The organism is Actinomadura monticuli, assembly GCF_041463655.1.
GTDB lineage: Bacteria > Actinomycetota > Actinomycetes > Streptosporangiales > Streptosporangiaceae > Spirillospora > Spirillospora monticuli.
Genome location: NZ_JAXCEI010000005.1, coordinates 462507 through 480418 on the forward strand (window position 1 = coordinate 462507; position 17912 = coordinate 480418).

Consider the following 17912-nt stretch of genomic DNA (forward strand, 5'->3'; position numbering starts at 1 on the left):
GATGTGCGCCTAGCGTGTCACCTTGGTCAGGTGGAGGAAGTCGGTGACTCCGATGAGGCCGAGGAACTGCCGCACCCCCGGCGGCATGTCGGCCCGGCCCGGATCATGGACGATCTTCGGTTCACCGACCTGGATCATCTTTCCGCGGATCTCCAGCTCGCCGCCCCCGGCCGCGATGATGTTCCTGACCCAGTCGCGGTCGGGACCGTAGGTGAGTGCGGCGATGTACCCGCCGGGGCGCGGGAAGACGTTGACCGGCGTCCGGTAGGGCCGGCCGGACTTGCGGCCTTTATGGTGCACGACCGCGAACCCGGGGAGGCGTCCCGCGAACGGCCTGGTCACGCGGTTGGTGACGGTCCGGTTGAAGCGGGCCACGGCACCGGGGATCGGCATCGGCGACTTTCCCTTCGAGGCTGGTCGGGTTCCGCGACGACCGCCAGGCGGGTGGGACGGCCGGGCCGCGGCGGGCCATCACGGCCGCCAGGCCCAGTATGCCCGCGGTGACGGCGATCATCATGGCCCCGTACGACGCGGCGGGCCACTGGGCGTTCGTGAGTGCCAGATGCGCCAGGACGGACAGCACGATCCCGCGGCCGACGATGGCGATCGCGGCGATGAGGTGCTCGTCGCGCCGCGCGCCCCGTCCGGCCGACAGGGCCCGCAGGAGCAGCAGCGCGGCGGCCAGGTAGACGGCGTTGACGAGAACCAGGGTGACGGTGGGGTGCCGGACGGCCGCCACCAGCATGACCGTCCCGGCGGCCCAGCAGAAGGCGCTGAACGCGCAGGTCCAGCGGCGGCCGTGCCGGACCAGGAACGTCCGCTTGCCGAACATCTCGTCCCCGCGGACGTCACGGAAGTCCTTGAGCAGGATCCGGCCGATGAAGCCGACGTACAGCCCGGCCAGCAGCAGGAGGTCGCCGTGCCTCGGCGAGTCGCGCACCGCGAAGATCCCGACCAGGTAGGGGACGGCGACGTAGCAGGCCGGCAGCACGAGCGGCGCCACCACACCACGGGCGGACAGCCGGACCGGACGAAGCGAATAGCCGGCGCTGACGGCCAGGCCCACCAGGGTCACCACCGCGGCGGGCCAGTGCAAGGTGAGGCTCGCCACCAGTGCCAGGGCACCGGCGGTGACACCGATCAGCGCCATGTCCCGACGATGCGCGGTGCCGGCCGCCAAGGGGCGTGCCGGGTCGCCGGGCAGGTTCACCCGGTCGATGGACGCGTCGGCGATGTCGTTGCAGGCGACGGAGAACACCAGGAACCCGAAGACCACGACGAGCGCGCGGGCCAGCAGCAGGTGGTCTTCGTCGCGTCCCGCCTGGGCGAGGCCGGTGGCCGTGAACAGCCCCAGCAGCACCACGACCGCCGGGCGCGCCATCCGGACGATCAGCAGCATCCGCGGGATCACTTGTTGCTCCCGAAATTGGACATGGCGATGACGATGAAGACGTAGGCGCCGATGACCGCCAGCCCGCCGACGGTCAGAACGACCGCGGTCACGATCGCCAAGCCCATGACCAGCTGACGGATCCCGTCACGGGGAGGTTTGCCGTCCATGCACCGAGACTGCGTCCGGTCGCCGCCGGGCGCATGAGGTCACCTACTCACATCGACTGAGTACCCCTACTCATATGCACGATCGACTCTGGTCGCAGCGGCCATTCCGCGGTGGTGAGGCTGAGGCGGTCTTCGAAGGGGAAGCGGTCGTCCTCGTCGCGGGGCGGTGCGCTGCGGACGAAGCAGCGGTGCAGCAGCAGCTCCCGGCGCTCGTCCAGTGGATCCGGGTCGCCGGGCCGCTCGGCCTGGAGCGCCGGAGGGTCCGCGCCGATGTCCACCTCGCCGTACCAGTTGAAGTGCAGTCCGTCCTCGTCGGAGTAGAACCGCGAGAAGCTCGTCCGCCACTGGGAGTTGGAGCCCCAGCCGTGGGACAGGTCACTGACCGGACGCGGCTCGCGGCAGAAGGTGAAGTACAGCGTCGAGGTCGTGGCCACCTCGGCAACGCCGTGCGGATGCGCGAGCAGTTCACCGGGAAAAGGGTGACCGGACACTGTCGCGGACGGCTGCGACCCTCCCCCGCATGAACCCACGGAGGAGGACTGCCTACCGAGACCCTGGCGGTCTCAGCTCGTCCGCCACCCGGAACGCCCCCTGGCAGCCATGTCTCGCGCCGCCGCACGCGCATTCACAACGAGGCGACCTGGCCTCCGCGCAACTCTGGTTGTGGGCCATGCGCTCCTCCAGAGGTCGGGCCGAAGAACGCATCATCCAAGCCGGTGAGGGTGGGCAGGCTGTGGGATCAATTGGGTGGCTTCGCCGGATCCTTTCGGCCTATCGTCGGCGGCATTCGAGCCCGAGTGAAGGAGACTGACATGTATCGCGAGCGTGACACTGAGGCGTCCTTTTGAGCGGACTAGTAAGCGTCGCAGGGGGTTCCCTCTAGCGAGACCAAGGTCAAGCGCGGTGACCGGGTGGTCGGCGGCGATACCGAGCTGGTCGAGAAGCTCGGTGGCAACGACCCTTGCCCCTGCGGGTCCGGGCGGCGCTTTCCGGCGCTGCTGCCGATCCAGTGGACGTTACGACGGCGTCCTCGGGCACTACTACGTGCGCGACTGACGCGCCCCGCGAGCACCTCGAAGGACGCGGTGTCGGCGGGCGTGGAACCGGGGCGGGTGCGGTCTGCGTCAGGATCGGGGTGGGGCGGCCCGGGGCCGCGGGCGGCTCCGCTCGTCCCGTCCCCGACTCTGTGAGGAACCCATGAGCAGCGCGCTTTCCGACCTGGACGCCCGCGAGGTCCTCGACTCCATGTACGACGCGCTCGCGACGCCGGTGGCGCTGGCCGACGGCACCTTCGACGAGATCGTCGAGGACGTCATCGACGCCACCCTGATGATCGACCTGCCGCTGGAGATCGAGGCGGGCGAGTACGAGGAACTGCACGGGGTGGACGAGGACGACCTGCGCGCATGGCTCGTGGAGTTGCTCCGGCACGAGTTCGCCGCGCACCTTGCGTGGCAGCAGAGCCTGGGCGGGCGTCCGGCCGACGGCGACCGGCTGGGCGACGCCTTCGACGAACTCAACGCCCGCGCGATCGTCGCCCGCGAGAACTTCGCCTGCTGCCAGCGGTGCGGGCTGGCGGAGATCCGCGACGAGGACCACGACGCCGGGGACGACGAGGCGCGGGGCTACGTCTTCTACCACGAGCAGGACACCGGGCGCCGTCCCCTGTACCTGGCCTTCGACACGCCCGACGGCTCGGAGGAGTCCCGCGTCGCGCTGGGCGACGAGGTCGTCGGCGTGCTCCGCGACCACGGCCTCGTCCCGGAGTGGAACCGCGACCCGGGGCGGCGCATCGCGGTGGACATGGACGTGCGCAGGGTCCGGCGCGGCGAACTGGCCGACTACCCCGACGACGGCGGAGATGCGCGGAGCGCGGAGGTCTGACGGGTTCGTGGTCGTTGACGGTGTGCCAGGCCCAGCAGGTGGTCAGAACTCGTCGGTCGGCAGGACGCTCTCGAGAGGTGCGGGGATGGGCAGGTCTTCACCGAGGGCGACGGAGGCGCTGTGCGTGTAGTCGCCGCCACGCGGCTCGGAGAAGATCGTGGCCTTGCCGTCCAGCCGGTCGATCAGCAGGTAAAGCGGGATGTCGGCGGCGGCATAGCCGCGGCGTTTGGGGCCGCGGTCGCGCTCGGCGGCCTTGCGGTCGCCCCGCCGTCCGGAGGTCACCTCCAGCACCATCACGACTCCGTCGGGCTTGCTGTGCCACTCGCGCCCGGCGAACGCTCCCTTGGGGGCGGCGATCCCATCGGGCACATACTCGCCCTCCGGGCTGATCAGCGTGAGGTTGCTGTGCAGTCGCAGGTCATGGGTATCGCGCAACCAGTCGTAGATCGCGACGACGATGGTCTCGTGCTGACCGTCGGGGGTCGGCGACACGATGATCTCTCCATCTACCAGTTCGGCGCGGAAGCCCGGCATCACCTCGAGCGCGGCGAAAGCGGCGCGCAGGTCTTCACGGACGAACGGCGGCTCTTCCGGCATCGCCGTCATCGGAGGTCTCCTCGTGCTCTCAACGGTGGTGGCCCCGGTATGCACAAACCTTACATCGCACAGCCCGCTGGGCCGGGTTGAGAACAGCGGTGTTCAGCAGCGCCCTTCGGGAGGTCAGCCGGAGACGGGGGCCAGGTTCAGGGCCTTGATGATGTGGGCGACCGTCTCCTCCGGCGTGCCCGTGATGGGGGCCAGGAGGACGTTCTCGTCGGGGGCCGGGAGTTCCAGGTCCGCGAACTGGGTGTCGAGGAGGGTCTCCGTGAAGAAGTGGCCCTTGCGGGCCTTCATGCGCGCGGCGATGAGGTCGCGGTCGCCGTCCAGGAGGACCATGGCGACCTCGGGGCGGCCCCCGGTGAGGCTGTCGCGGTACGTGCGCTTGAGGGCCGAGCAGCTGACGACGCCGGGGCGGCCGGTGGCGAGGCGCTCGGTGATCCAGGCGGCGATGGAGCGGAGCCAGGGGAGGCGGTCCTCGTCGGTGAGCGGGCGGCCCGCGCGCATCTTGGCGATGTTGGCCTCGGAGTGGAACGCGTCGGCCTCGGCGTACTCCCAGCCGAGGCGTTCCGCGAGAAGGGCTCCGATGGTGGTCTTGCCGCTGCCGGACACACCGGCGACCAGGACGATCTCGGGGGGTGGGGGTGTCGTCATGGTCAGGCGCTCACCACCGGGGCGCCGGACAGGGCGACGCCCTCCTCGCGCAGTTCGTCCAGGGCGCGGTCGACCGTCGGCTTGCTGACGCCGGCGGTGAGGTCGAGCAGGACGGTGGTGTTCAGGCCCGCGCGGGCGGCGTCGACGGCGGTGGCGCGGACGCAGTGGTCGGTGGCGATGCCGACGACGTCCACGGTGTCGACGCCGCGGGCGCTCAGCCAGTCGCCGAGGGGGGTCTCGTCGTCGGCGGAGCCCTCGAAGCCGCTGTAGGCGGCGGCCTCGCGGCCCTTGCTGAAGACGGCCTCGATGGGGGCGAGGGCCAGGTTCGGGTGGAAGTCGGCGCCGGGGGTGCCGATCACGCAGTGCGGCGGCCAGGTGTCGACGAAGTCGGGCTCGGCGGAGAAGTGGGCGCCGGGGTCGAGGTGGAAGTCACGCGTCGCGACGATGTGGTCGTAGCCGTCGCCGTGCCCGGCCACGTGCGCCGAGATGGCGGTGGCCACGTCCGCGCCGCCGTCGACGGCCAGCGAGCCGCCCTCGCAGAAGTCGTTCTGGACGTCGACGATGATCAGAGCCTTCTTGCCCATGACCGCTCCCTGTTACCGGTTGCCCCGAACCGACGGTACCCCAGGCGTGCGGGGTTACGAGCGGGGACCGCCGTCGGTGAACTCGGTCGGGATGGCGGGGTCGCCCTTGGAGAGCTGCACCGCCGTCGCCGGCAGCTCCGCGACCGAGCGCGTGTGGCGCTCCCGGACGGCGTGGAGCGGTTCGCGTCCGACGATGTCGCCGTCCTGGACGAGCGGGACGTGCAGGGGCCGGTCGCGCCTGCCCGCGGCCGGCTCGCCGGTGGAGATCGTCTCGGCGTAGGCGACGCCGTGGCCGTCGATGCGGCGGACGGCCGTCTTGCGCCCGCCGCGGCTCGGTTTGCCCGTCGAGCGTTTCGCGACCGGGCGCATGGGGGCGTCGCGGTCCGGGCCGTCGGCGCGGGCGACGAGCTTGTAGACGAGGGACGCGGTGGGCGCGCCCGAGCCGGTGACCAGGGACGTCCCGACGCCGTACCCGTCGACGGGGGCGGCGGTCAGCGCGGCGATGCCGTACTCGTCCAGGTCGCCGGTCACCACGATGCGGGTGCCGTGCGCGCCGAGGGAGTCGAGCTGGTCGCGGACGCGGCGGGCCATCAGGCCGAGGTCGCCGCTGTCGATCCGGACGGCGCCCAGGGAGGGCCCGGCGAGCTCGACCGCGGTCGTCACGGCCCGCTCGACGTCGTAGGTGTCGACCAGCAGCGTCGTCCCCTCCCCGAGGGACGAGAGCTGGGCCTGGAACGCGTGCCGCTCGCCGTCGTGCAGGAGGGTGAAGGAGTGCGCGCTCGTCCCGGCGGTCGGGACGCCGTACAGCCGGCCCGCCTCCAGGTTGGACGTGGTGGTGAACCCGGCGATGTAGGCGGCGCGGGCGGCGGCGACGGCGGCCCGCTCGTGGGTGCGCCGCGACCCCATCTCGATGATCGGGCGGTCCTGCGCGGCCTGCACCATCCGGGACGCGGCGGACGCGATCGCGCAGTCGTGGTTCAGGATCGACAGCGCGAGCGTTTCGAGGAGGACGGCCTCGCCGAACGTCCCCTCGACCGTCAGGATCGGTGAATCGGGGAAGTAGCAGTCGCCTTCGGCGTAGCCCCACACGTCGCCGGTGAAGCGGTACTTCTCCAGCCATCGCGCCGTGGGCTCGTCCACGATGCCGGTGGAGGTGAGGAAGTCCAGTTCGGCGGACCCGAACCGGAACGCCTCGATCGCGTCCAGCAGCCGGCCGGTGCCCGCGACGACCCCGTAGCGGCGTCCGGCGGGCAGGTTGCGGGCGAACACCTCGAAGACGGCGCGGCGGCCGGCCGTCCCGCTGCGGAGCGCGGCCTGCAGCATGGTCAGCTCGTACTGGTCGGTCAGCAGGGCCGTGCCGTCACCAAGGTCCACGGGTGGAACCCTAAGCCCGAGTGGGGGCACCATGGATGTGCGGGCTCGCGCACCTGGCGGGGGAGCGGCGCATAGCATCGGGTGCGGTGGGCGGACCGACAGCGCGCAGAGAGGGGGCGGTCCGGGCAATGAGCGCCATGAGCACGGCGCCCGCACCGGTCGAGCTGGAACGGCCGGAGGCCGACGAGGACGTCAGCGCCGACAGGCCGTGGCTGGCGATCGTCTGGAACGACCCGATCAACCTGATGTCGTACGTCACGTACGTGTTCCAGGCCGTGTTCGGCTATCCGAAGACCAAGGCGGAGAAGCTGATGCTCGACGTGCACCACAAGGGCCGCGCCGTCGTGGCGAACGGCACCCGCGAGGAGATGGAGCGGGACGTGGAGATCCTGCACTCCTACGGGCTGTGGGCGACCGTGAAACGGGACGATTGAGCCGATGACCGAAGTGCGCAGGACCCGCGAGGGCGTCCGGGTGCGGCTGGAGGCCGAGGAGGCGGCGCTGCTGCGCGCCCTGATGGAGCAGCTGCTGGCGCTGATCGGCGACGCGCCCGGCGGGGACGACGAGCTGGCCGCGATGGGCATCGCCGAGAACGCGACGACGCCGGACGACCCGGTCCTGGCGCGGCTGTTCCCGGACGCCTACCGCGACGACGGCGAGGCGGCGGGGGAGTTCCGCCGCTACACCGAGATGGGGCTGCGGGACGGCAAGCGCGAGGCCGCCGGGATGGTGCTGGGCGCGCTGCACGACGGGGGCGCCGACATCGTCCTGGACGAGAAGCAAACGCAGGGCTGGCTGCGGGCGCTGAACGACGTCCGGCTGGCGCTCGGGACGCGGCTCGACATCACCGAGGACTGGTACGAGGAGGCCGAGACGATGGACGCGCGCGATCCCCGCGCCCCCCTCTTCGCCACCTACGACTGGCTGACGATGCTGCAGGAGAGCCTCGTCCGCGTCCTTGGGGAGCCGTTGCCTTAAGCTCGGGGCCATGCTGACGATCGAGCGCGCCCTGGTGGAGAAGATCATCGCGCATGCGCGCGCCGACCACCCGGACGAGGCGTGCGGCATCATCGCCGGCCCGGCCGGTTCGGACCGTCCCGTCCGGTATGTGTCGATGGAGAACGCCGAGCGGTCCCCGACCTTCTACCGGTTCGACTCCCAGGAGCAGTTGAAGGTGTGGCGGGAGATGGACGACCGGGACGAGGAGCCGGTGGTGATCTACCACTCGCACACGGCCACGGAGGCGTACCCGTCCCGCACGGACATCTCCTACGCGTCCGAGCCGAACGCCCACTACGTGCTGGTGTCGACCCGTGCGGAAGACGACACCGAGTTCCGGTCGTACCGGATAGTGGACGGCGAGGTGACCGAAGAAGAGGTCACCGTCGTGGACGCCTACACCCCCTAGCACCGGAGCGGGACGGTATGGTCGCGGCCGGTAAACTGGTCGACATGTGGACGAGCGGGTATGAGGCGGGCGGCGTGCGGCGCCGCTCCGGGTCCGCCGCGGTGCCACCCGTGCAGAGCTTCCTGTTCGGGCACTCACGCGCCGAGGTCGTCTACGACTGTCGCTGACGCGCTGATCACGCCTGGAATCATCCCGCTGCCCGCCCGGTTGACGCAGAGGGCGGGGAGCCCCGTACGACGTAGAAGGAGATCACCGCGATGGCGATCGAGGTCCGGATCCCGACGATCCTGCGCAACCTGACCGACGGCGCGAAGGCCGTCGAGGGCAAGGGCGGCACACTGGACGAACTGTTCACCGACCTTGACTCCCGGCACGCCGGCCTGCGCGGCCGGCTGGTGGACGACAAGGGCCTGCGCAAGTTCGTCAACGTCTACCTGAACGACGAGGACGTGCGTTTCCTCGGCGGGCTGGAGACGCAGGTCGCCGACGGCGACAACGTCACCATCCTGCCGGCCGTGGCCGGCGGCTGACCCGAACCGGGACGAGCATGCGTTTCGACTCGCTACTGGACTCGCTCGGCCGCACGCCGCTGGTCGGCCTGCCGCGGCTGTCGCCCGGCGAGGACGTCCGGATCTGGGCCAAGCTGGAGGACCGCAACCCCACCGGCTCCGTCAAGGACCGCCCCGCCTTCTACATGATCCAGAAGGCGGAGAAGGAGGGGCTGCTGACGCCCGGCTGCACGATCCTGGAGCCGACGTCCGGCAACACCGGCATCTCCCTCGCCATGGTCGCCAAGCTGCGCGGCTACCGGATGGTGTGCGTGATGCCGGAGAACACCTCCGCCGAGCGCCGCCAGCTGCTGGAGATGTGGGGCGCGGAGATCATCTCGTCCCCGGCGGCGGGCGGCTCGAACGAGGCCGTCCGGGTGGCGAAGGGGCTGGCGGCGGAGAACCCCGACTGGGTGATGCTCTACCAGTACGGCAACGAGGCCAACGCGCTCGCGCACTACGAGACGACCGGCCCGGAGATCCTGGCGGACCTGCCGACGATCACGCACTTCGTCGCCGGGCTGGGCACCACGGGCACCCTGATGGGCGTCGGCCGGTTCCTGCGCGAGCGGGTGCCGGACGTGAAGATCGTCGCGGCGGAGCCCCGGTACGGCGACCTCGTGTACGGGCTGCGCAACATCGACGAGGGCTTCATCCCCGAGCTGTACGACGACACGGTCCTGACCACCCGGTTCTCCGTCACCTCGGGGGACGCGCTGCGCCGCACCCGCGAGCTGCTGGAGCAGGAGGGCATCTTCGCGGGCATCTCGACCGGCGGCGCGCTGCACGCCGCGATCGGCATGGCGCGCAAGGCGGTGAAGGCCGGCGAGCGGGCCGACATCGCGTTCGTCGTCGCCGACGGCGGCTGGAAGTACCTGTCCACCGGCGCCTACGGCGGGACGCTGGAAGAGGCGGAGGCCCGTCTCGAAGGCCAGCTCTGGGCCTGAACCGGCGGGTACGGCGTCCCGCCCGGCACGGTAGAGTGCGTTTTCGAACGTGATTCTAGAACCGGGCCGGCGGGACGTCTAAGGCCCCGGCCGACGTGGGAGTGTGCGGATGAGCGGGTTCGGCGAGGCGACCGCCGTCGAGCGGGTCGGCGAGGGCCGGTACGAGATCGACCTGGACGCGGGCTACGCCATCGGCGAGGCGCTCAACGGCGGCTACCTGATGGCCGTGCTCGCCCGCGCCGCCGTCGACGCCTCCCCGCACGCGCACCCCATCTCGACCGCGGCCGACTTCCACCGCGTCACCAAGGCGGGCCCCGCGCAGGTGATCGTCGACCCCCGCAAGACGGGCCGCACGGCCGCCTCGGCGCTGGTCACCCTCGTCCAGGACGACCGTCCCGTCGTGGACGCGCTGATCACCACCGGCACCCTCGACGCCGCCGCCGAGCCCGACTACGCCGGCGCCGCGCCCGCCCCGGTGCCGCCGGTGGACGACTGCACCGACTTCCGGCCGCCCACCGGCGGCGGCTTCGCCGACAGCGTCGACATGCGCTTCGACCGGACCACGATGGGCTGGCTCGACGGGCAGCCCAGCGGGAACCCCGAGATCCGCGCCTGGTTCCGGCACCGCGACGGCTACGAGATCGACGCCTGCTCCCTCGCCCTCGCCGTGGACGCGCTGCCGCCCGTCGCCCTCAACCTCGGCGCGCAGGGCTGGGCGCCGACCGTCGAGCTGACCTGGCACATGCGGGCCGTCCCCGCGCCCGGCTGGCTCGCCGTCCACGGCACCGGACGGCTGCTCGCCGACGGCTGGTTCGACGAGGAGGTCGAGGTGTGGGACACCGCCGGCCGGCTCGTCGCGCAGAGCCGCCAGATCGCCCGCGTCCCCCGCGCCCGCTCCTGACGCGCCGCGCGGAGAACCCGGAGTGTCGCCGCTCCGGTCGGCCGAATCACGCGCGCCGGTCATGACCTGGACGGTTTTCCGGCATGTGACGGTGTGATGTCCGACGCATGACGCACCCGTGCGGGGCCGTGTCGCTTAGCCTTGTGCACCATGTCAGATCCATCCCGGGGGGACGGCCTCCCAGACGCTCCCATCGGGATCTTCGACAGCGGTTTCGGTGGGCTGACGGTGGCCCGCGCCATCCTCGACCAGCTCCCCAACGAGCCGATCGTCTACCTGGGCGACTCGGCCCGCCAGCCGTACGGGCCGCGCCCCATCGCCGAGGTCCGCGCGTTCGCCCTCGAGATGCTGGACCAGCTCGTCGACGAGGGCGTGAAGATGCTGGTGATCGCCTGCAACAGCGCCAGCTCGGCGATGCTGCGCGACGCCCGCGAACGCTACGACGTCCCGGTCGTCGAGGTCATCAACCCCGCCACCCGCCGCGCCGCCCGCGCCACGTCCAACGGGCGGGTCGGCCTGATCGCCACGCAGGCCACCGTGACCAGCCGCGCCTACGACGACGCGTTCGCCGCCGCCCCGCACATCGACCTCGTCAGCGCCGCCTGCCCGCGCTTCGTCGAGTTCGTCGAGGCGGGCGTGACGATGGGCGGGGAACTGCTGGAGGCCGCCCGCGGCTACCTGCGGCCGATCGTGGACGCCGGCTGCGACACCCTCATTCTCGGCTGCACCCACTACCCCCTTTTGACCGGCGTCATCTCGTATGTCGTGGGCGACGGGGTCACACTGGTGTCAAGTGCCGACGAGACCGCCAAGGACGTGTACCGAGTGCTGCACGATCGGGGGCTGGCCCGCGCCGAGGCGACGCCCCGGCCGCGGCACCGGTTCCGTGCCACCGGGGACCCCGCCGTGTTCGCCGAGCTCGGCCGCCGCTTCCTCGGACCGGAGATCGGCTCGGTGGAGACGACGTTGAGCGAGGCCGTGCCCGACGAGGCACTGACCACCTGATTCCTCGGGGACCGAAGGAGGAGTGAGCGTGCGGGTCACTGTGATCGGCTGCTCCGGCAGTTTCCCTGGGCCGGACAGCCCCGCGTCCAGCTACCTGATCGAGGCCGACGGCTACGCGCTGGTGCTCGATCTCGGCAACGGGGCACTCGGGTCGCTGCAGCGGTTCCGCTCGCTGTACGAGATCGACGCCGTCTGCATCTCACACCTCCACGCCGACCACTGCCTGGACCTGTGCGGGTACTGGGTCGCGCGCACCTACCGACCGGGCGGCCCGCCCCCGCGGCTCCCGGTGCACGGCCCCGCCGACACCGCCGCCCGCATGGCCCGCGCCTACGACCTCGACCCCGTCCCGGGCATGTCGGAGACGTTCGACTTCCAGACGCTGCGCCCCGGCCCCTACGAGATCGGGCCGTTCCGCGTGACGACCGCGCAGATGCCGCACCCGGTCGAGGCGTACGCGTTCCGCATCGAGCACGGCGGCGGGGTCCTCGCCTACTCCGGCGACACCGGCCCGTCCGACGAGCTGGTGGAGCTGGCGCGCGGCGCCGACCTGTTCCTCTGCGAGGCGTCCTTCCTGGACGGTCCGGGCCACCCGCCCGAACTGCACCTGACCGCACGCGAGGCCGCCGAGCACGCCGCCCGCGCCGAGGTGGGACGGCTCGTCCTCACCCACCTCGTCCCCTGGAACGATGCGGACCTCTCCCTCAAGGAGGCCAAGGCCACCGCCTACGAGGGCGACATCGAGCTGGCCCGTGTGGGCGCCCGCTACACCCTCTGAGTCCCGCTAGGGTTGGGCGCATGGCCCGCCCCGGTGATCGCGCTCCAGACCAGCTCCGCCCCGTCCGCATCCAGCGCGGATGGCTCGACCACGCGGAGGGTTCGGTGCTCGTCGAGTTCGGCGCGACCCGGGTGCTGTGCGCGGCGTCCGTGCAGGCGTCGGTGCCCCGCTGGCGGCGCGACAGCGGCCTCGGCTGGGTCACCGCCGAGTACGCGATGCTGCCCCGCGCCACCAACACCCGCAACGACCGCGAGTCCGTCAAGGGCCGGATCGGCGGGCGCACCCACGAGATCTCCCGGCTGATCGGGCGATCCATCCGGGCGTGCCTCGACCTGAAGGCGCTCGGCGAGAACACCGTCCAGCTCGACTGCGACGTCCTGCAGGCGGACGGCGGCACCCGCACCGCCGCGATCACCGGCGCCTACGTCGCGCTGGCCGACGCCGTCTCCTGGATGGGGGAGCGCAAGCTCCTCAAGGGCGACCCCCTGATCACCTCCGTGTCGGCGGTCAGCGTCGGCGTCGTCGACGGCGAGGCCCGCCTCGACCTCTGCTACGAGGAGGACTCCGCCGCCGGCACCGACATGAACGTCGTCTGCACCGGCGACGGCCGGTTCGTCGAGGTGCAGGGCACCGCCGAGGGCGCCCCGTTCGACCGCGGCGAGCTGGACGCGCTGCTCGACCTCGCCGCCGGCGGCTGCGCCGACCTCACCCGCCTCCAGAAGGAGGCCCTCGGCCGATGAGCCGGATCGTCCTCGCCAGCCACAACCGCGGCAAGGTCGCCGAACTCCACCGCATCCTCGGCGGCCTCGACGTCGTCGGGCTGGACGAGTTCCCGGGCGCCCCCGACGTCCCCGAGACCGAGCTGACCTTCGAGGGCAACGCGTTCCTGAAGGCCCGCGCGATCGCCGCGTTCACCGGCCTGCCCGCCGTCGCCGACGACTCGGGCCTGTGCGTGGACGCGCTGAACGGCATGCCGGGCGTCCTGTCCGCGCGCTGGTCGGGCCGCTTCGGCGCCGCCACCGGCGACCGCGACGCCGCCAACCTCCACCTGCTCCTCGACCAGCTCTCCGACGTCGCCGACGACCGGCGCGGCGGAGCCTTCGTGTGCGCGGCCGTGCTCGCCACCCCCGGCGGCGTCGAGCGCGCCGTCGAGGGCCGCATGCGGGGCACCGTGATCCGCGAGCCGCGCGGCACGGGCGGCTTCGGCTACGACCCGGTCTTCGTCCCGGACGGCGAGACCCGCACCACCGCCGAGATGTCCGCCGCCGAGAAGGACGCGATCAGCCACCGCGGCAGGGCGTTCCGCGACCTCGCCGCCCTCGTCCCGGACGCGCTGGCGGCCGGCGGCTGACGTCCCGCGAGAAAAACCCGGCGGCATGACAACCCGCCGGACCCGGCCGGGGGTTATCGGGGGTGTAGGGAAACTTCCCCCGAGGAGCACCATGACCGACAAGCGCCGCATCCGCCGCGGCCCGCTGCTCGCACTCGCCGGGCTCGGCGGGACGGGTCTCGTCGCCGCCGGAGTCTGGCTGGCCGCCGCTTCCGCGTCGTCCACGGACGCGAAGCCCGTCGCCGCCAGCGAGGCGACGCCTCCCGCCCGGACGCCGTCACCGGTGCCGTCGGCCCCGTGCGAGCCGCCGGCGACGAGGCGGCCGACGCCTCCCGCGCCCGCCCCGACGGCGCCGCCCGAGACGGCGCCCGTGCCGGTGCCGTCGGCGCCGGAGACCGCGACGCCCGCGCCGGCGCCCTGCCTGGAGCCCGCGCCCGCCAGGCCGCCGGCGACCGCGGCCCCGGCCCCGACGACCCGGCCGACGATGCCGAGGCCGGTGCCGACCACGACGGCCACCCCGTCGCCGGTGCCCTCCCACGACGGGTAGGTGCGACCTGTCCGCGTTGAGCACCCAGGAGATCCGCGGGACGGCGGCCACGTTCGACGACTTCGTGGCCGCGACCGCGGGCCGGCTGCTGCGCACCGCCGTGTTCCTCGTCTACGACCGGCACCTCGCCGAGGACCTGCTCCAGACCGCCTACGAGCGGGTCGCGCGGAAGTGGGGGCGGCTCGCGGACGGCGACCCGGAGGCGTACACGCGCCGCGTCCTGGTCAACCTCGCGATCGACGAGGGGAGGCGGCGCGCCCGCCGCCGCGACACCCCGGCCGGGTCGGCCGCCGACCTGGAGCGGCTCGCGGGGCCGTCCCCGGCGCCGGGGGCCGCCGCGGGCGACCTCGACGAGGTGCTCCGCGCGCTGCCGGCGAAGCAGCGCGCGGTGGTCGTGCTGCGGTACTGGTGCGACCTGAGCGAACACGAGATCGCCGACGCGCTCGGGATCTCCCGGGGAACGGTGAAGAGCCACACCGCGCGGGCCATGGCCGCGCTGCGGGAGCACTTGAGGGAGGGCCGCGCGTGAACGACGACCTGGACGACCTGCTACGCGACCACTACCGCGCCGCCGCCGACGACGTCCACGCGGACCCCGCCACCGTCCGCCGCTTCCAGGACGCGGCCCGGAGCACCCGCACCGTCCCCGTCCCCCTCCGCACGTGGATGCTCCCGACCCTGGCCGCCGCCCTCACCGCCGCCGTCCTCGTGGCGGTGGTCCTGCTCCTGTGGCCGGTCACGCGAAACCCGGAACAACCTCGTCCGATGGGCCCCGCACAGGAGATGGACCCACCCGTCCCGACACCGACCAACCAGCCCTCGGCACCCCCGACCCCCGCACCCAGCGCTTCACCGCCGACCACCGCTTCACCGTCCGTCACCGTTTCGCCGACCGGCACCGTTTCACCGACCACAACCGATGCGCCGGCCACGCGCCAACCTGACGGCACACGTCCGTAAGCCCGGCCCGCACCGACCCGCCGTGTTGCGATCGCGTCCGAAGGCGGTTTCGAGCCCGCGAGAAACCGATCGCGCAGCGAGCCCCTGGGCGAGCCGGAGCGATGCAGCGATCGCCGCTCGGCCCGTTGAAAGAAGGCGCTCTAATCGCCGGACGCCGAGGGCGGAGCAACGAACACAGCGCTCTAGCGCCTGACGCCGAGGGTCGAGCAGTGGACTCTTACGAAGGTGCCGTCCCATCCGGCGCGGAGTTCCATGAGGTCGACCAGGAGGCGGACGGTCCACAGGCCGAAGCCGCTCTGCAGGGCCGATTCCGGCGGGACATAACCGGTCAGCGGGCCGGGGCCGGGCCGCCAGAAGCCGTGGTCGCCGACCTCGCAGACGAGTTCGTCGCCGTCCTGCCACACCCACAGGCCGATCGGCGGGGTGCCGTGCTGCAGCGCGTTCGCCGCGATCTCGTTCACGGCGGTGACGAGGTTCTGCGCGGCCTGCACGGTGAGGCCGTGCCGGTGCGCCCGTTCGCCGACGAAGGTGCGCAGGACGTGCAGGTCGGCGCCGTCGATGGGCAGGTACTCGGCGTCGCCGGGACGGTCGAAGCGCAGCCCGCGGTCGCAGCGGGAACCGAAGGCCACCGGGTCGAGGTAGTCGTCGCTCGCGCCGTCGTGGCCGGGGGCGAGCAGCAGCGGGTGGGTGCGCCGCGCCTCGCTCAGGACGCGGGGCGGCAGCGACACGGTGTCGTAGGTGCACAGCGCGCGGGCGTCGGAGTCGCCGAACACCACGTTGATGAGGGATTCGTACCGGATCCACTCCAGGGTCTGCCGCTCGTCCAGCCCGTCCCAGACGGGTTCGGCGACGGCGCACACCTTGCGCGGTGCGTTGTCCCGCATGATGGTCTGGTAGTCGCGCAAGGTGTGGACGGGATGCAGGTAGAAGCCGAGGGAGTCGACGAAGAGGATCTCCTTCTCGCCGAGGACGTCGCGCAGCGCGGACAGGTTGGGCTCGCGCGCCACCGCGACGACGGCCTGCCCCCGGTCCAGGCCGGACGTCAGGAACGGCACCGTGACCGACAGGAAGTCGTCGGTGCCGGAGTACATGAACGCCTTGTGCTCCAGGGCCATCAGGCGATGTCCTCCGTCCCCGGGAGCCCCGCCCGCGCGCCGCGGGAGAGGCCCGGCAGCCGGTTCCAGCCGACCGCTTCGATGACCTGCTCCACGCTCGGCCGCAGATGGTCGAGGACGAGCGACCCGTCGGCGGGCAGCCGGGTGGCGTGCCGTGCCAGCAGGTTGAGGCCGCCGATGTCGATGAAGCCGAGCCGGGAGAGGTCCAGGTGGACGCTGCCGTGCAGCGTGCCGATCCGGCAGAGCGTCTCGGCGACCACCGTGTGCCGGGCGGCGTCCAGCTCGCCCTCGATGCGGAGGCCGGCCGGATCGAACGTGCGCACGATCTTCAGGATCCCGTCGTCGAATTCGGGGTTCACTTCCACGAGGACCTCGTGTGTGTCGCGGAGGGCGTTGAGCTGGTCGGGCGGGCACGCGCGCCGGTCGATCTGGCAGATCGCCATCGCCATCGTGCTCGGCGAGACGGTGTCGCCGACCCGGTGCTCGCAGCCGAGCATCCGGCCGAGGTCGGTGGGCTCGGGGCCGTGCAGCAGCCAGCTGTAGTCGGTGGTGAGGCGCACCGCGCGGAAACCCTGGTCGAACGCCTCGCCGACCTCCCGCCCGATGGTGTCGAGCATCAGGGCCGGGGCGAAGGCGCCGTCGCGGTCGAGGCAGGCGTCCCGCCGCGCGATGACCCGCAGCCGGCCGGATTCGACGCATTCCTCCACGTCGATGCCCGGGCCGAGGCCGGGGAGGCGCTCGGCGGGGACGTCGGTGACGTACACGACCTTCTCCGAGGTCTCCAGGCCCTCCCTCACGAAGGGGCCGATGACCCGGTCGCGCTCCTCGGGACCGTTGTAGGCCAGCCAGCCGTGGTCCCCGGGCCGGACGGCGCTGACGGGGCGCGTGGCGAACCAGGATGTTTCCATGGCCTGCCCATCGGATTCTGGGTGGATTCGTTCAGCGTACGCCGCCGCGGACGATTTGGAAGCCCAACGCATGGAGCTCCTCACCCTCCGTCCGTACTGGCCGGTCCGAGCGGGGGAAGGACGAGCCGCAGCCGGACGGCGGTGTCAAATTCCGCGACCGACCCGTCCTTACCGGGCACGGGGGTGTGGCGCCCGGTACAGGACGGCGCGGAGCCCCGGCGCCAGGTGCCGGATTAATTCATCGTGCGTCATCGACGCGACCGGTTCTATGCCGATGATGTAGCGGGCGAAGATCAGCCCGGCGAGCTGCGTGCCGAACGCGCCGGCCCGCGCGGTCGCCCCGGGGCCTCCGACGTGCTCGGCGATCCGGCCGATGATCTCCCGTTCGAGCAGGTCGCGCAGCAGCCGGGCGAGTTCGGGCTCGTGCACGGCGGCCCGCACCAGCAGCACCAGCCGCGCGCCGCCCTCCGGGTCGTCCCACGCCGCCAGCAGCGCCCGCAGGACGCGTTCGGGCAGCGTGCCGGGGTCGCCGGGCAGCGCGCCGGCGAGCACCTCGGGCGGGTTGGCGACCAGCCCGAGGACCGCGCCGAACAGTCCCTTCTTCGAGCCGAAGAAGTAGCTGATCAGCGCGGCGTCCACGCCGGCCTCGGCGGCGATGGACCGCATCGTGACCGGCCCGTAGCCGTCGGCGAGGAAGCGGCGGCGCGCCACCGCGAGGATCGCCTCCCGGGTGTCGGGGCTGCCGCGTCGCCGCCCCCGCGTGCCCGGCCCGGATTTATTCATCACGATTGAAATATAGCCGGGGCGGGGCC

The 17912-nt window shown here is 72.2% G+C and carries 27 protein-coding genes; 16 read left to right on the forward strand and 11 right to left on the reverse strand.

The annotated features are described in order from the left end of the window. Positions 1-9: 9 nt before the first annotated feature. The 4 genes from SM611_RS13975 to SM611_RS13990 are packed head-to-tail and all read right to left on the reverse strand — an operon-like array spanning position 10 to position 1994. Entirely contained in the window at positions 10-300 is a 291-nt protein-coding gene (locus SM611_RS13975; RefSeq protein WP_371949936.1) for a nitroreductase family deazaflavin-dependent oxidoreductase, read from the reverse strand. Beyond that, on the reverse strand, positions 290-1411 hold the full coding sequence (locus SM611_RS13980) for a UbiA prenyltransferase family protein (protein WP_371949937.1): 1122 nt from the start codon (positions 1409-1411) through the stop codon (positions 290-292). The genes SM611_RS13975 and SM611_RS13980 overlap by 11 nt, the downstream gene beginning before the upstream one ends. Then, positions 1408-1560, reverse strand: coding sequence for a hypothetical protein (locus SM611_RS13985; protein WP_371949938.1), 153 nt, complete (start codon positions 1558-1560; stop codon positions 1408-1410). Before SM611_RS13985 ends, SM611_RS13980 begins: the two co-directional genes overlap by 4 nt. Before the next feature lie 47 nt (positions 1561-1607). Next, positions 1608-1994: a hypothetical protein gene (locus tag SM611_RS13990; protein ID WP_371949939.1), complete on the reverse strand. Its 387-nt coding sequence runs from the start codon at positions 1992-1994 to the stop codon at positions 1608-1610. Between the two features lie 477 nt (positions 1995-2471). Here SM611_RS13990 and SM611_RS13995 point away from each other — a divergent pair, with 477 nt between their 5' ends. Then, positions 2472-2750: an SEC-C metal-binding domain-containing protein gene (locus SM611_RS13995; RefSeq protein ID WP_371949940.1), complete on the forward strand. Its 279-nt coding sequence runs from the start codon at positions 2472-2474 to the stop codon at positions 2748-2750. Positions 2751-2757: 7 nt separating this feature from the next. Beyond that, on the forward strand, positions 2758-3444 hold the full coding sequence (locus tag SM611_RS14000; protein ID WP_371949941.1) for a DUF6891 domain-containing protein: 687 nt from the start codon (positions 2758-2760) through the stop codon (positions 3442-3444). Positions 3445-3486: 42 nt separating this feature from the next. Here SM611_RS14000 and SM611_RS14005 read toward each other — a convergent pair whose 3' ends face one another. The 4 genes from SM611_RS14005 to SM611_RS14020 all read right to left on the reverse strand — a co-directional run bounded on the left by SM611_RS14005 (position 3487) and on the right by SM611_RS14020 (position 6686). Then, positions 3487-4050: a Uma2 family endonuclease gene (locus SM611_RS14005; RefSeq protein ID WP_371949942.1), complete on the reverse strand. Its 564-nt coding sequence runs from the start codon at positions 4048-4050 to the stop codon at positions 3487-3489. A gap of 114 nt (positions 4051-4164) precedes the next feature. After that, positions 4165-4695, reverse strand: coding sequence for a gluconokinase (locus SM611_RS14010; RefSeq protein ID WP_371949943.1), 531 nt, complete (start codon positions 4693-4695; stop codon positions 4165-4167). A gap of 2 nt (positions 4696-4697) precedes the next feature. Continuing rightward, complete coding sequence (locus SM611_RS14015) at positions 4698-5279, reverse strand: isochorismatase family protein (RefSeq protein WP_371949944.1); 582 nt, start codon at positions 5277-5279, stop codon at positions 4698-4700. Positions 5280-5333: 54 nt separating this feature from the next. Next, positions 5334-6686 (reverse strand): nicotinate phosphoribosyltransferase, encoded by a 1353-nt coding sequence (locus tag SM611_RS14020; RefSeq protein ID WP_371949945.1) that lies wholly within the window; start codon positions 6684-6686, stop codon positions 5334-5336. 104 nt (positions 6687-6790) lie between these two features. On the opposite strand from SM611_RS14020, the gene clpS reads away from it, so the two are divergent. From clpS to SM611_RS14090, 14 genes are all read left to right on the forward strand, one after another. Then, the gene (clpS, locus tag SM611_RS14025; RefSeq protein ID WP_371949946.1) at positions 6791-7087 is read left to right on the forward strand and encodes an ATP-dependent Clp protease adapter ClpS; all 297 of its coding nucleotides are present in this window, start codon (positions 6791-6793) and stop codon (positions 7085-7087) included. Positions 7088-7091: 4 nt separating this feature from the next. Then, positions 7092-7631 carry a DUF2017 domain-containing protein gene (locus SM611_RS14030; protein ID WP_371949947.1) on the forward strand — a complete coding sequence of 180 codons (540 nt, stop codon included), beginning with the start codon at positions 7092-7094 and terminating at the stop codon, positions 7629-7631. Positions 7632-7641: 10 nt separating this feature from the next. Beyond that, the gene (locus SM611_RS14035; RefSeq protein WP_371949948.1) at positions 7642-8061 is read left to right on the forward strand and encodes a M67 family metallopeptidase; all 420 of its coding nucleotides are present in this window, start codon (positions 7642-7644) and stop codon (positions 8059-8061) included. A gap of 44 nt (positions 8062-8105) precedes the next feature. Next, entirely contained in the window at positions 8106-8228 is a 123-nt protein-coding gene (locus SM611_RS14040) for a hypothetical protein (protein WP_371949949.1), read from the forward strand. A 90-nt stretch (positions 8229-8318) separates the two neighbouring features. Continuing rightward, positions 8319-8591: a MoaD/ThiS family protein gene (locus SM611_RS14045; RefSeq protein WP_371949950.1), complete on the forward strand. Its 273-nt coding sequence runs from the start codon at positions 8319-8321 to the stop codon at positions 8589-8591. A 17-nt stretch (positions 8592-8608) separates the two neighbouring features. Beyond that, a complete protein-coding gene (locus SM611_RS14050; protein WP_371949951.1) occupies positions 8609-9556 on the forward strand; it encodes a PLP-dependent cysteine synthase family protein in 948 nt (315 codons plus the stop codon). A 109-nt stretch (positions 9557-9665) separates the two neighbouring features. Beyond that, a complete protein-coding gene (locus SM611_RS14055; RefSeq protein WP_371949952.1) occupies positions 9666-10457 on the forward strand; it encodes a thioesterase family protein in 792 nt (263 codons plus the stop codon). Positions 10458-10607: 150 nt separating this feature from the next. Then, complete coding sequence (gene murI, locus SM611_RS14060) at positions 10608-11462, forward strand: glutamate racemase (RefSeq protein WP_371949953.1); 855 nt, start codon at positions 10608-10610, stop codon at positions 11460-11462. A gap of 28 nt (positions 11463-11490) precedes the next feature. Further along, on the forward strand, positions 11491-12240 hold the full coding sequence (locus SM611_RS14065; RefSeq protein ID WP_371949954.1) for an MBL fold metallo-hydrolase: 750 nt from the start codon (positions 11491-11493) through the stop codon (positions 12238-12240). 20 nt (positions 12241-12260) lie between these two features. Further along, on the forward strand, positions 12261-12980 hold the full coding sequence (rph, locus tag SM611_RS14070) for a ribonuclease PH (protein WP_371949955.1): 720 nt from the start codon (positions 12261-12263) through the stop codon (positions 12978-12980). Next, positions 12977-13591 (forward strand): RdgB/HAM1 family non-canonical purine NTP pyrophosphatase, encoded by a 615-nt coding sequence (rdgB, locus tag SM611_RS14075; protein ID WP_371949956.1) that lies wholly within the window; start codon positions 12977-12979, stop codon positions 13589-13591. The genes rph and rdgB overlap by 4 nt, the downstream gene beginning before the upstream one ends. A gap of 91 nt (positions 13592-13682) precedes the next feature. Then, on the forward strand, positions 13683-14117 hold the full coding sequence (locus SM611_RS14080; protein WP_371949957.1) for a hypothetical protein: 435 nt from the start codon (positions 13683-13685) through the stop codon (positions 14115-14117). Between the two features lie 16 nt (positions 14118-14133). Next, positions 14134-14646, forward strand: coding sequence for a SigE family RNA polymerase sigma factor (locus SM611_RS14085; protein WP_371949958.1), 513 nt, complete (start codon positions 14134-14136; stop codon positions 14644-14646). Beyond that, entirely contained in the window at positions 14643-15077 is a 435-nt protein-coding gene (locus SM611_RS14090) for a hypothetical protein (RefSeq protein WP_371949959.1), read from the forward strand. Before SM611_RS14085 ends, SM611_RS14090 begins: the two co-directional genes overlap by 4 nt. A 182-nt stretch (positions 15078-15259) precedes the next feature. On the opposite strand, the gene SM611_RS14095 is transcribed toward SM611_RS14090, so the two are convergent. The 3 genes from SM611_RS14095 to SM611_RS14105 form a co-directional block, all read right to left on the reverse strand. Further along, positions 15260-16192, reverse strand: coding sequence for an anti-sigma factor RsbA family regulatory protein (locus tag SM611_RS14095; protein WP_371949960.1), 933 nt, complete (start codon positions 16190-16192; stop codon positions 15260-15262). Then, a complete protein-coding gene (locus SM611_RS14100; protein WP_371949961.1) occupies positions 16192-17100 on the reverse strand; it encodes an MEDS and STAS domain-containing protein in 909 nt (302 codons plus the stop codon). Before SM611_RS14100 ends, SM611_RS14095 begins: the two co-directional genes overlap by 1 nt. 168 nt (positions 17101-17268) lie before the next feature. Further along, a complete protein-coding gene (locus SM611_RS14105; protein WP_371950044.1) occupies positions 17269-17883 on the reverse strand; it encodes a TetR/AcrR family transcriptional regulator in 615 nt (204 codons plus the stop codon). Positions 17884-17912: the final 29 nt, after the last annotated feature.

What these genes read in the sequence shown, in the direction of transcription:
- SM611_RS13985 (WP_371949938.1), bottom strand. Translation starts at nt 1,560, where the DNA reads ATGGACGGCAAACCTCCCCGTGACGGGATCCGTCAGCTGGTCATGGGC.
- SM611_RS14000 (WP_371949941.1), top strand. Translation starts at nt 2,758, where the DNA reads ATGAGCAGCGCGCTTTCCGACCTGGACGCCCGCGAGGTCCTCGACTCC.
- SM611_RS14005 (WP_371949942.1), bottom strand. Translation starts at nt 4,050, where the DNA reads ATGACGGCGATGCCGGAAGAGCCGCCGTTCGTCCGTGAAGACCTGCGC.
- SM611_RS14010 (WP_371949943.1), bottom strand. Translation starts at nt 4,695, where the DNA reads ATGACGACACCCCCACCCCCCGAGATCGTCCTGGTCGCCGGTGTGTCC.
- SM611_RS14015 (WP_371949944.1), bottom strand. Translation starts at nt 5,279, where the DNA reads ATGGGCAAGAAGGCTCTGATCATCGTCGACGTCCAGAACGACTTCTGC.
- SM611_RS14020 (WP_371949945.1), bottom strand. Translation starts at nt 6,686, where the DNA reads ATGGTGCCCCCACTCGGGCTTAGGGTTCCACCCGTGGACCTTGGTGAC.
- clpS (WP_371949946.1), top strand. Translation starts at nt 6,791, where the DNA reads ATGAGCACGGCGCCCGCACCGGTCGAGCTGGAACGGCCGGAGGCCGAC.
- SM611_RS14030 (WP_371949947.1), top strand. Translation starts at nt 7,092, where the DNA reads ATGACCGAAGTGCGCAGGACCCGCGAGGGCGTCCGGGTGCGGCTGGAG.
- SM611_RS14035 (WP_371949948.1), top strand. Translation starts at nt 7,642, where the DNA reads ATGCTGACGATCGAGCGCGCCCTGGTGGAGAAGATCATCGCGCATGCG.
- SM611_RS14040 (WP_371949949.1), top strand. Translation starts at nt 8,106, where the DNA reads ATGTGGACGAGCGGGTATGAGGCGGGCGGCGTGCGGCGCCGCTCCGGG.
- SM611_RS14045 (WP_371949950.1), top strand. Translation starts at nt 8,319, where the DNA reads ATGGCGATCGAGGTCCGGATCCCGACGATCCTGCGCAACCTGACCGAC.
- SM611_RS14050 (WP_371949951.1), top strand. Translation starts at nt 8,609, where the DNA reads ATGCGTTTCGACTCGCTACTGGACTCGCTCGGCCGCACGCCGCTGGTC.
- SM611_RS14055 (WP_371949952.1), top strand. Translation starts at nt 9,666, where the DNA reads ATGAGCGGGTTCGGCGAGGCGACCGCCGTCGAGCGGGTCGGCGAGGGC.
- murI (WP_371949953.1), top strand. Translation starts at nt 10,608, where the DNA reads ATGTCAGATCCATCCCGGGGGGACGGCCTCCCAGACGCTCCCATCGGG.
- rph (WP_371949955.1), top strand. Translation starts at nt 12,261, where the DNA reads ATGGCCCGCCCCGGTGATCGCGCTCCAGACCAGCTCCGCCCCGTCCGC.
- rdgB (WP_371949956.1), top strand. Translation starts at nt 12,977, where the DNA reads ATGAGCCGGATCGTCCTCGCCAGCCACAACCGCGGCAAGGTCGCCGAA.
- SM611_RS14080 (WP_371949957.1), top strand. Translation starts at nt 13,683, where the DNA reads ATGACCGACAAGCGCCGCATCCGCCGCGGCCCGCTGCTCGCACTCGCC.
- SM611_RS14095 (WP_371949960.1), bottom strand. Translation starts at nt 16,192, where the DNA reads ATGGCCCTGGAGCACAAGGCGTTCATGTACTCCGGCACCGACGACTTC.
- SM611_RS14100 (WP_371949961.1), bottom strand. Translation starts at nt 17,100, where the DNA reads ATGGAAACATCCTGGTTCGCCACGCGCCCCGTCAGCGCCGTCCGGCCC.
- SM611_RS14105 (WP_371950044.1), bottom strand. Translation starts at nt 17,883, where the DNA reads ATGAATAAATCCGGGCCGGGCACGCGGGGGCGGCGACGCGGCAGCCCC.